Origin of the sequence: uncultured Granulicatella sp. (assembly GCF_963515095.1) — a bacterium.
Classification (GTDB): Bacteria; Bacillota; Bacilli; order Lactobacillales; family Aerococcaceae; genus Granulicatella.
Window position 1 is genome coordinate 1 of record NZ_CAUPXD010000037.1, and the last position, 12,771, is coordinate 12,771.

The 12,771-nt window shown below is 36.4% G+C and carries 4 protein-coding genes and 1 pseudogene; all 5 read right to left on the reverse strand.

Annotation, left to right across the window (positions count from 1 at the left end):
• Positions 1–53 precede the first annotated feature (53 nt).
• Positions 54–3,716, reverse strand: coding sequence for a DNA-directed RNA polymerase subunit beta' (gene rpoC / locus RWL86_RS07595; protein WP_314078519.1), 3,663 nt, complete (start codon positions 3,714–3,716; stop codon positions 54–56).
• 228 nt (positions 3,717–3,944) lie between these two features.
• Positions 3,945–7,422 (reverse strand): annotated as a pseudogene (gene rpoB, locus RWL86_RS07600) (DNA-directed RNA polymerase subunit beta); the annotation flags it as partial.
• A 229-nt stretch (positions 7,423–7,651) separates the two neighbouring features.
• Positions 7,652–7,849: a hypothetical protein gene (locus RWL86_RS07605; protein WP_314078524.1), complete on the reverse strand. Its 198-nt coding sequence runs from the start codon at positions 7,847–7,849 to the stop codon at positions 7,652–7,654.
• Between the two features lie 143 nt (positions 7,850–7,992).
• Positions 7,993–8,781 carry an alpha/beta hydrolase gene (locus RWL86_RS07610; protein ID WP_314078527.1) on the reverse strand — a complete coding sequence of 263 codons (789 nt, stop codon included), beginning with the start codon at positions 8,779–8,781 and terminating at the stop codon, positions 7,993–7,995.
• A 609-nt stretch (positions 8,782–9,390) separates the two neighbouring features.
• On the reverse strand, positions 9,391–12,285 hold the full coding sequence (locus tag RWL86_RS07615; RefSeq protein ID WP_314078529.1) for a pneumococcal-type histidine triad protein: 2,895 nt from the start codon (positions 12,283–12,285) through the stop codon (positions 9,391–9,393).
• Positions 12,286–12,771 lie beyond the last annotated feature (486 nt).

The following is a 12,771-nucleotide window of genomic DNA, read 5'->3' on the forward strand; positions in this document are numbered from 1 at the left end:
ACTAAAATAGGGTTGGTGGATTTTCTCCATCAACCCTATAAATTATAGAACCTTTAAGCTTCTGTTGTTGCTTCCACTGTTCCTTCAGTTACAATTCCTTCTGCTAACTCTTCAGTAGCTTCAACGAATTCTTCTGTTTGAACTGGTGTAGAAGTGCTTGTTTCCATATTACGGTAACGAGCCATACCTGTACCAGCAGGAATAATCTTACCAATGATAACATTTTCCTTAAGTCCAAGTAAGTGGTCTTTCTTACCACGAATAGATGCGTCTGTTAACACACGAGTAGTTTCTTGGAATGAAGCTGCAGATAAGAAACTGTTAGTTTCTAATGAAGCTTTTGTAATACCAAGTAATACTGGACGTGCAGTCGCTGGAACTTCACCATTCATAATTGCAGAACGGTTACGTTCAGTAAAGTCAGCGATATCTAATAATGTTCCCGGTAAAATTTCAGTTGAACCTGGATCCATTACACGAACTTTACGTAACATTTGACGAACCATTACCTCAACGTGTTTATCGCCGATTTCTACCCCTTGCATACGGTATACTTTTTGTACTTCACGTAATAAGTAGTTTTCTACTGATAACACATCACGAACACGTAATAATTCTTTTGGATCGATAGAACCAGATGTTAATGGCTCCCCACGATGGATTGTTTGTCCTTCTTCAACATTTAAGCGAGCTGTAAATGGAACAGTATACGTACGTGTATCTGTTGCTCCTTTAATCGTGATATCTTTAGTACGGCTTCCCGCATTTTCATCAATCGATACAACTTCACCTGTTACTTCGGTAATCGTTGCTCCCCCTTTAGGGTTACGAGCTTCGAAGATTTCTTGGATACGAGGTAAACCTTGAGTAATATCGTCTCCGGCAACCCCACCAGTATGGAAAGTACGCATTGTTAACTGAGTACCAGGTTCCCCGATAGATTGAGCGGCAATTGTACCAACTGCTTCCCCAACTTCTACTTCTGAACCTGTTGCTAAGTTACGTCCATAACAATATTTACATACACCATGTTTAGTATCACATGTAAATGCAGAACGGATTGTTACTTCTTCAATACCAGCATCAATGATTTTACGAGCAATATCTTCTGTAATTAATTCATTGTGACCCACATATACTTCACCAGTTACTGGATCTTTGACAGAACGTTGTGCATAACGTCCAATCATACGTTCCTCTAATGTTTCAATCATTTCATTTCCTTCACGGATAGCTGAAATTGTTAAACCACGATCAGAACCACAGTCTGTTTCACGGATAATTACGTCTTGAGCTACGTCTACTAAACGACGAGTTAAGTAACCTGAGTCGGCTGTCTTCAATGCAGTATCCGTCATCCCTTTACGAGCACCGTGAGTTGATAAGAACATCTCCATAACCGTTAAACCTTCACGGAAGTTTGATGTTACCGGTAATTCCATGATTTTACCGTTCGGAGCTGCCATCAATCCACGCATCCCCGCTAACTGTGTAAAGTTAGAGATGTTACCACGGGCTCCAGAGTCACTCATCATGAAGATTGGGTTACGAGCACCAAGTGTTTTCGTTAATGCGCTTTGGATTTCATCTTTTGCAGCATTCCATGTTTCGATAACACGTTCATATCTTTCGTCATCTGTAATTAAACCACGACGGAATAATTTAGAAATTTCATCAACTTGGTTATGTGCATCTGAAAGAATTGTCTTTTTATTTCCTGCAACAGAAATATCTGCAATCCCTACTGTTAATCCAGCACGAGTTGAATATTTATATCCTAAGTCTTTCATACGGTCTAACATCATTGATGTTTCTGTAATGTGGAAACGTTTGAAGACTTCAGCAATAATTTGACCTAAGTTTTTCTTCTTGAATGGTAAAACAATTGGTCGTTTTTCAATTTCTTCCTTAATATTTGAACCTGGTTCTAAGAAGTATTTATCTGGAGTAGCTACTTCTAAGTTTTCCATTGATGGTTCATTTAAGTAAGGGAATTCGTCAGGCATAATTTCATTGAATAATAATTTACCAACTGTCGTTACTAACATGCGTTCTTTTTGCCATTCTGTAAATGGTTTATGAGGAAGTGCACTTGCGTGAATTGCAATACGGCTGTGTAAATGAACATATCCATTTTGGTATGCTAACATTGCTTCGTTCATGTCTTTGAAGTACATTCCTTCTCCGACACGACCTTCTTGTTCTAATGTTAAGTAATAGTTCCCTAAAACCATGTCTTGAGATGGAGTTACTACTGGTTTTCCATCTTTAGGGTTTAAGATATTTTGTGCCGCTAACATTAATAAGCGAGCTTCTGCTTGAGCTTCTTGTGAAAGTGGCACGTGAACCGCCATTTGGTCTCCGTCGAAGTCGGCATTGTAGGCCTCACACACTAATGGGTGAAGACGAATCGCACGACCTTCTACTAGAGTTGGTTCAAATGCTTGAATCCCTAATCTGTGAAGAGTAGGTGCTCGGTTTAATAGAACTGGGTGTTCACGAATCACTTCTTCTAAAACTGCCCAAATATCATCGTCTAAACGTTCAATTTTACGTTTTGCACTCTTAATATTTCCAGCAATTTCACGTTCTACTAATTCTTTCATCACGAATGGTTTGAATAATTCAATCGCCATTTCTTTTGGTAAACCACATTGATACATCTTCAAGTTTGGTCCTACTACGATTACAGAACGTCCTGAGTAGTCTACACGTTTACCAAGTAAGTTTTGACGGAAACGACCTTGTTTCCCTTTAAGCATATGGCTTAATGATTTCAATGGACGGTTACCTGGTCCTGTTACTGGACGACCACGACGACCATTATCGATTAAAGCATCAACCGCTTCTTGTAACATACGTTTTTCATTTTGAACGATGATACGTGGAGCATTTAATTCTAATAAACGTTTTAGACGATTATTACGGTTGATTACACGACGGTATAAGTCATTTAAGTCACTTGTTGCAAAACGTCCACCTTCTAATTGAACCATTGGACGTAAATCTGGTGGGATTACTGGAATAACATCCATTACCATCCAACCAGGTTTATTTCCTGATTCACGGAAAGCATCTAAAATATCTAAACGACGGATTGCACGAGTACGTTTTTGACCTTGAGCTGTTTTTAACTCTTCTTTTAATTCTGCAATTTCTGCTTCTAAGTCAACATTATTTAATAATTCTTGAACAGCTTCAGCACCCATTGCTGCGTGGAAACGAGTTCCGAATTCCATACGTTTTTCACGGTATTCACGTTCACTTAATAATTGTTTTTTCATCAATGTTGTGTCACCAGCATCGATAACAACATAGCTTGCAAAATAAATGATTTCTTCCAACGCACGAGGACTCATGTCTAACACAAGTCCCATACGGCTAGGAATTCCTTTAAAGTACCAAACATGTGATACTGGAGCTGCTAATTCGATATGTCCCATACGTTCACGACGAACTTTTGAGCGAGTTACTTCAACGCCACAGCGATCACACACTTTTCCTTTATTATTAATTTTCTTTAATTTACCACATGAACATTCTAAATCTTTTGTTGGTCCAAAAATCTTTTCACAATATAGACCATCACGTTCTGGTTTCAAAGTACGATAGTTGATTGTTTCTGGTTTGGTTACTTCACCATATGACCATTCACGAATCTTATCAGGAGACGCTAAACCAATTTGCATACTTTCAAAATTATTTACATCTATCAAGGGGCCAACCTCCCTCTTCTTTGGAATTGCCCTACGATTCCAATAGTTATTCTTAGTCTAAAGTTACATCTGTATCTTCTGATTCTTGAATTTCTTCTTCAGGTTTTTCTACTGTTGTTTGTTCAACTGCATCTTTTTCTGCAGAAAGTTCAGCAATACGATCAGAATATTCATTTAAAATACGTTTCTTTTCGCTCATTTTTTCAACATCATTGAAATTCATACGAGCGTCATCATCCATGTCTTCTAACTTAATTTCTTCATCATTTTCGTCTAATACTTTCATATCAAGACCTAATGCTTGTAATTCTTTTACTAATACGCGGAATGATTCAGGTACACCTGGTTTAGAAATTTGTTGACCTTTCACGATTGATTCGTAAGTTTTCACACGACCAACAACGTCATCTGATTTGTATGTCAAGATTTCTTGTAATGTGTATGCAGCACCATATGCCTCTAGCGCCCATACCTCCATTTCTCCGAAACGTTGTCCACCAAATTGAGCTTTACCTCCAAGAGGTTGTTGTGTTACTAATGAGTATGGTCCAATTGAACGAGCATGAAGTTTGTCATCAACCATGTGGGCAAGTTTAATCATGTACATCACCCCTACAGATACACGGTTGTCAAATGGTTCCCCTGTACGTCCATCATATAAAATTGTTTTCGCATCACGAGCCATACCTGCTTCTGCAACTGTTCCCCAAACATCTTCATCTTGCGCACCATCAAATACTGGTGTTGCGATGTAAATACCTAATTCACGAGCTGCCATACCTAAGTGTAACTCTAATACTTGTCCAATGTTCATACGTGATGGTACCCCTAATGGGTTTAACATGATGTCAACTGGTGTTCCATCTGGTAAGAATGGCATATCTTCTTCCGGCATAATACGAGAAACTACCCCTTTATTACCGTGACGTCCAGCCATCTTATCCCCTTCATTAATTTTACGTTTTTGAACAATGTATACACGAACTAATTTGTTTACTCCTGGCGCTAATTCATCACCTGCTGCACGAGTGAACACACGTACATCACGAACGATACCGCCTCCTCCGTGAGGAACACGTAATGAAGTATCACGTACTTCACGCGCTTTTTCACCGAAGATAGCATGTAATAAACGTTCTTCTGGTGATTGTTCTGTTAATCCTTTAGGAGTTACTTTACCAACTAAGATATCCCCATCTTTTACTTCCGCACCGATACGGATAATTCCGTTTTCGTCAAGGTTCTTTAATGCATCTTCCCCAACGTTTGGAATTTCACGGGTAATTTCTTCTGGTCCTAATTTTGTATCACGAGCTTCTGAATCATAGTCATCAATATGAATTGAAGTATATACGTCATCTTTTACAAGACGTTCGCTCATGATAACCGCATCCTCATAGTTATATCCTTCCCAAGTCATGAATGCTACTAAAACGTTTTGTCCTAATGCTAATTCACCTTGTTCCATTGAAGGACCGTCTGCTAAGATTTCACCAACATCTACTTTGTCTCCTTTTGAAACGATTGGACGTTGGTTATAACACATACCAGCATTTGAACCATGGAATTTAGTAATATTATATTGGTCTAATGAACCATCTGCTGTACGTACACGTACTTGATTTGCATCTACAAATTCTACGATACCTTCACGTTTACATAGTAAAGCTACCCCAGAGTCATGCGCTGTTACATATTCCATACCAGTACCAATAAATGGTGCTTTTGGATTTAATAACGGAACTGCTTGACGTTGCATGTTGGCACCCATTAACGCACGGTTTGAGTCGTCATTTTCTAAGAACGGGATACATGCAGTCGCAACAGCAACTACTTGTTTTGGAGATACGTCCATGTAGTCTACACGTTCTACAGGAACTTCTAAGTTTTCTGATACGTAACGAGCCATTACTACATCATTTACAAAGCTTCCATCTTCATTCAATGGAGAGTTTGCTTGCGCTACTACATAACGGTCTTCTTCATCCGCTGTTAAGTAGTCAATCTTATCTGTTACTTTATGAGTTTTCCAGTCTACACGACGATATGGAGTTTCAACGAATCCATATTTATTAATTTTAGCGTATGTTGATAAACTGTTGATCAAACCGATGTTTGGTCCCTCAGGAGTTTCAATTGGACACATACGACCATAGTGAGAATAGTGTACGTCACGAACTTCATATCCGGCACGGTCACGAGTCAAACCACCAGGTCCTAAGGCTGATAGACGACGTTTGTGAGTTAATTCTCCTAATGGGTTTGTTTGGTCCATGAATTGAGATAATTGAGATGAACCAAAGAATTCTTTAATCGCTGCTACTACAGGACGAATATTTACTAATTGTTGTGGCGTTACTGTCGCAACATCTTGGATAGACATACGTTCACGAACCACACGTTCCATACGAGATAAACCGATACGGAATTGGTTTTGTAATAATTCACCAACTGAACGAATACGACGGTTCCCTAAGTGGTCGATATCGTCTGTTGAGCCGATTCCTTCATATAAGTTTAAAAAGTAGCTGATTGTAGCTAAAACGTCAGCTGCCGATACACATTTAATTTCATCTGGAATATTCGCATTTCCGATTACTTTAATCACTTTTTCAGGATCTTTTGGTGAATACACTTGAACTGATTGAATTGTTACAGGTTCTTGGATAACCCCTTCACTTGAAGGATATAATGTAAATAAGTTTGCTCCTGCTTCTAATGCTTGAGCCACTTTTTCCATAATTTCTTTTTCAAGAACTGTTCCTGCTTCAACAACGATTTCTCCTGTCTCAGGATGTACGATGTTTTCAGCAATTGTTTGATTTAATAAGCGTGTTTTTAAGTTTAATTTTTTATTTACTTTATAACGACCTACTGCCGCAAAATCATAACGACGTGGATCAAAGAAACGAGCTGTTAATAAGTTACGTGAACTTTCAGCTGTTTTTGGTTCACCTGGACGTAGACGGTCATAAATGTCTTTTAAGGCTTCTTCTGTACGCGATTCATCCATACGTTTATGAACATCTTTATCTAATGTTGAACGTAATGTTTCACTTTCACCGAAGATTTCTAAAATTGTGTCATCTGATTCAAAACCTAATGCACGAACTAATACTGTTAATGGAATTTTACGAGTACGGTCAATACGTACATATGAAATGTCTTTTGAATCTGATTCATATTCTAACCATGCACCACGGTTAGGAATTAAAGTTGCGCCATATAAGGCTTTACCATTTTTATCTGGGCGGTCATGGAAGTATGAACCTGGTGAACGTACTAATTGAGATACAATTACACGTTCTGCACCATTAATGATAAATGTTCCCATTTCTGTCATTAATGGGAAATCTCCAAAGAAGACTTCTTGGTCTTTTACTTCTCCAGTTTCTTTATTCACTAAACGCATTTTTACATAAATTGGTGCTGCATAATTTGCGTCGTGATTTCTTGCTTCTGCAAGATTATATTTTGGAGCATGTAATTCATAATCTAAAAATTCTAATGATAAATTACCTGTATGGTCTTCGATTGGTGAGATGTCTTTAAACATTTCACGAATTCCTTCATCTAAGAACCATTGGTAAGAATCAGTTTGAATTTCAATTAGATTTGGTAATTCTAATACTTCACTGATTCGTGCATAACTTCTACGCACACGGTGTTTACCGTATTTCACATCATGATGTGCCAACTCTTCCACCCCTATATCGTAATTTTATGAATAAATATTACAAATTTATTACAATGTTAAATTTTCGTAACAAATGTCGGCTATAAGTCGTTTTTGAACAAAAAAAAACCAAAAGAACTTCTTTATCCCTTATTAAAAAGAGCGCTCATTCTTTTGTTTTTCCTAATATTCACGGGATTTCTGGACAATATTTCAGTTTCCCGCAAGACTATAGTTACACTTATTGCGTTACATTATTTTAGCGTGAAATTGGCGATTTGTCAAGGTTTTGAAGGACTTTCTTTGTGCGTTTGCAAGAAAGTGCATACATTTTGGAACCGAATAAAAGAAAGAAGAAAAATACTTTTTGATTGCGTGGTTGCCAGCAGCCAGCTAATGCTGTCTCATAGCTAAAAATCGAGCCTTGGTCTCGATTTTCACCTGCAATAGAAGCCATGCCTTGGCTTCTATTGCTTTCGCTACAAAAAGATTTTTCTGCTTTCTTTTATATTATATTTGCGTTTTTTTCACTGATAATACTTTTTAAACAAAATTTATGAGAAGTCGACAAACCTAGGAATTCTTATATAACTTGATCGTTTAGTTATTATGATGAATATCGTTTTCCAAAAATGGATTAACCAAATCTATCCACTCCAAAGGCAGATAAGCCGATAGATACCCGTGATTATATCCTTTCGCTTCATATACAGTACAATTAAGATGCATTTTTTGAAACAGCTTAGCCGATTCCTTAACGCAACCCATTTCTTTTTCACCATAAATATATAGAACCTGTGCTTTACTTTCTGTAATAGAATATTTAAGCCTATATTCTCCCATATATGTTTGATACATAGTCATCAATGTTTTAATCGGAATCCTTGGCATATCCTCCATATAATAGCCTTCTATTTCTTGCGAATAAGTCATATTAGGATAAATTTTTTTCATCAAACTCAACTGAATTTTACTTGCATATTTGCTAAACATAAGTTTTCCGAATAATTTTACAATAATTGTACTAACCCTTGCCAGCTTGGGCTGAGGAATACAAATACTACCGTCTATTATTGCTTTCTGAGCTATATCACTATTTAGCGATAATAACTCAATAGCAATTTGACCTCCCAAAGAAACACCACCCACAGCAAATAATTTTCCATCGCAATTATTTTTTATATAGTCCATAATTTGCTGTGCGGAATTTTCAGTTGAAATATACTCTTTTTGATATTCTTCTCCATGACCATTAAGTGTTGGTAATATCACATGATATTTATCGGATAATATACGAGCTTGCCGAAGATAATTCCACCAGGAATTACCTCCTCCGTGTATCAATAATATATGTGGAAATTTTTTATCACCAAATTCATGAAATATCATATTCCAAAACCTCTACAAACTCAAATTTGTTAGTTAATAAGTTTACTCGCTAACTTATACACTTAATTTGTTTTTTTGTTTTCTAAACACGAGACCACCTAAAAAATTTTAATGAAGTGCTTTATTGCTTTCATTAACTATATATACATAGTCATTGTTTTTTTGAAACCCCTTAACTACCGTCAGTTTAACATATTTTTTTCTTTATTGTAAACATTGATTTTTTTTCGATTTAAGACCTATCCAACGCCTCTTACCCTGCTCCCAAGAATATATTTCACGCTTACTTCTGATAACTTTTTTGTTTGTCATATCCTTTTGAACAGTATTTATTTTTTTAAAATTGTTGTACTTCGTTTTATAATTCAGCTAAAAGATGAAAGAAAAATTTTTGTTGCGAAAATAATGGAAGCCACGTCTGGCTTCCATTATAGGTAAAATTCGAGACCGAGGCTCGAATTTTAGCCATGAGCCTCGCTAGCGAGGCTGCTGGTGACCTCGCTAACATAAAATATTTCTTTCATCTTTTAGCATTTACTATTACCAGATCTTCAAAACACAAAAAACGCCTAAATCTTTTCATCGATTTAGACGTTTTCCATCAATATATTATGCTGTAAAATCAGCCATGTTCTTTTTAACGACTTCCCCACTCGGCAGACGTAGTTCAATAGTTCCATCCATATTAAAGATAACACTATCTAATCCTAATCCGTAATTAGCAGCAAATTTTGCAATTTTCTCTTGTACTGGATCTACTGCTGGTGCTTCTTCTAACATTGGGTCAAGCATAGGATCTACTCCTGTGTTTCCTTCTGAATTTAACATTCCATTATCTGTTGAATTTTCTGGTTTCACAGGTTTTTCACTTGGTTTTGGAGCCTCTGGTAAAGAATCTGCTGGTTTATTTTCACTACTTCCTTGAGGTGCTTCGCCTGTAAAATCAGCCATATTCTTTTTAACAACTTCTCCACTTGGTAAATGTAACTCAATTGTTCCATCCATATTGAACAAGACATTTTCTAACTTCATTCCATAACTTTCTGCAAATTTAGCTACTTTTTCTTGAACAGGATCTACTGGTGGAGCTTCTTCTAACATTGGGTCTAAAATAGGATTTTCAGTTGGCTTTTCTGACTCAGGTTTTAATCCTTCGCCTGTTGGTGTTGAACTTCCTTCAACTTTCTCTACAGTTTTCGGAGTTTCCTCTTTTTCTACAGGTTTCAATCCTTCATCTTTTCCAGTTGGTTTTGAAGATTCTTCTACTTTTCCAGTTTCTTTTGATAATTCTTCACCTTTTTCGACAAGCTTAGAACTTTCTTCTGTTCCACGTCCTTTAAATTGCGATAAAACTCCAGGTTTTTCTGTTTGATTATTCTCTAAAATCGGAACTTCCACAATATAAGAAGATTGATTGTCTAAATAGGCATTTGCCATGAAGGTTACTGGAATTTTATTTCCTGCTGTCATCGTAGTTCCTTGATTTAATTTTGGAATTGGAAGTTTGATTTCACCAACTTTGTAGTTATTTTCTAAGTATGCATTTCCATGAAATTCATCAAAAACTCTGACTAAAGCATCTGTCCCTTTTGGCACTTCATATTGAGGTTTCAGTCTTAAATAAGTATCCCCAGCATGGAATGGATAAAAAATCGTACGACTTGCCATATTATAAGCTAATGAAGATGGAATCGTAAATGTCCCTTCATAATTTACTTCTGGATAGTCTTTTGAAGTAATTGTATATTTAAATGTTTCTCCTGATAAATACGGTTTATCTAATTCAAAATTAGCAATATTTCCTACGCCTTCACCAAATACTTTCCCAGATAGTTTTTCAATCACTTTTCCATCAGGAGTTGTTAATTTCACCATCATATTTGTTCCTAATTTTTTCTCTAGTTCTGGCGGGAAACTGAAGGATACACGTTTTTGCCCATTTGCTAAGGTGAAATTTTGGTTGTTAAATGTACTATTTTTTAATAATTTCACAACACTTGCTAATTCTTCACCTGTATAAACTTTATTTCCTTCTTTTTTAGCAACTCCTTCTTCTGGTTTGAAGAGTTCATAATTACTATGAGAGTGACCAATTCCAACTGGCTTATGTTCATCAATTGGATCAGCATGATGGTGATCTCCGTGAGGATAAATAATTGCATTTTTTTCTTTATTCACTACAATACTTTCACGTTTTACACCGTATAGTTTTATAATGCCGGCAATTTTTTCTTCGATTTTTTTATCTAACTCACTCATTTCTGCTGGCTTCGTTGCATCATCATGGTGATGTTCTTCTTTAGGAGACGTTGCAGTCCCATTATAGCGTGCTTTAGCAGCTTCTAAATGTTCTTTTGGAATTAAATGTTCCCATTTTGTATGAACTAATTGTTCAAATGGAATAACATGTATATCTTTCATATTTCCATTATGTGCCACTAATAAGTTTTCTCCTGATGCACCAATAATATGATTCCCATCAAATAAAAATCCGTCACTCGTTCTATAATGAATTCCAGAAAATTGTTTTTCTTTTGGCTGTGCATTCGGAGCTTCAGCGATTGGTTTTGTTTCTGGCTTCGTAAGAGGTGTAGCACTTTCACCTGTTAAACCATGTAATTCCTTTTCTACCTTCTCAACTTTTTCAATCGTTGATGTAACAGTATCATGATGTGAATTTTCATGATTCACTTGATTTTTATAAATAAAATGGAAATGATCTCCATGGCGTACTACATAACCTTCTGCTGTTTCACTAACAATATCTTTTTTATCAAATACATAGCCATCATGATCATGTTGTTCACCTTCGTGGTCATGTTTGTCGCCGTCATTATCATGGTGCTCACCTTCGTGGTCGTGATATTCACCATCGTGTTCATGGTGCTCTGTAGTTACTACTGGATTTCCTTGTTTATCCTTATAAATAAAATGGAAATGGTCTCCATGACGAACGATATATCCTGTTTCTGTTTCACTTACAACATCTTTTTTATCAAATACATAGCCATCTTCTACTTCTTCATGATGTTCATGCACTACTGAATTTGTTGCCATGGTTGTTGCTAGTGTTTGTTGCGCATTATTTTTATAAATAAAGTGGAAGTGATCTCCATGGCGAACAACATATCCCATTTCATTTTCTTCTACAATATCATTTGGATTAAAGACATATCCGTCATCTGCAGAACTAATCGCTGTTGCTGAATTCTTTTGTTCATAAATGGCATCTGCTGGCGGAGCACCATATACAAAATGGTAGTGATCTCCATGTTTTTTTAAATATCCATTTTCGAATACTTCTCCAACAATTGTTTTTGGTTTGTTTTCTTTTACTTCTTCAGCAATTTTTTCAAATTTTGCTAAATCAGCTTTTGAAATTTCTGTTGTGGTAGTTTCTGATTCTGTTTGCTGACTTGTGTTTTGAGTATTAAACAGTGAACACCCTCCCAATAATACAAGACTTGCACTCCCAATCAGTAATGACTTTTTATGAATTTTCATTTTTTCTCCCTCTCCTACAAAACGTAATCTTTACGTTTTACAACTTTACTCCCCTTTTCATCTTCTGTCAATATTTTTTGAGTACATAATAAAAGAAAGCAGAAAAATACTTTTTGTTTGTGAGGTCGCCAGTAGCCCCTATGGGTCTCTTGGCTAAAAATCGAGCCTTGGTCTCGATTTTCACCTGCAATAGAAGCCACCCTGGCTTCTATTGCTTTCACTACAAAAAGATTTTTCTGCTTTCTTTTATATTATTTTTGCGTTTTTTCACTGTTTATATCGTTTAAAACTAGTATTTAGTTCTTAAAACAGTTGTACTTCGTTTTATAATTCAACTAAAAGAGGAAAGAAAAATTTTTGTTGCGGCAGTAATGGAAGCCTCATCTGGCTTCCATTATAGGTAAACTTCGAGACCAAGGCTCGAAGTTTAGCCATGAGACTCGCAGAGGCTGCTGGCGACCTCGCTAACACAAAATTTTTCTTTCA

Excerpts from the sequence above, each read along its gene's own strand:
- RWL86_RS07615 (WP_314078529.1), bottom strand. The coding sequence starts at position 12,285 with ATGAAAATTCATAAAAAGTCATTACTGATTGGGAGTGCAAGTCTTGTA.
- RWL86_RS07610 (WP_314078527.1), bottom strand. The coding sequence starts at position 8,781 with ATGATATTTCATGAATTTGGTGATAAAAAATTTCCACATATATTATTG.
- RWL86_RS07605 (WP_314078524.1), bottom strand. The coding sequence starts at position 7,849 with ATGGCTTCTATTGCAGGTGAAAATCGAGACCAAGGCTCGATTTTTAGC.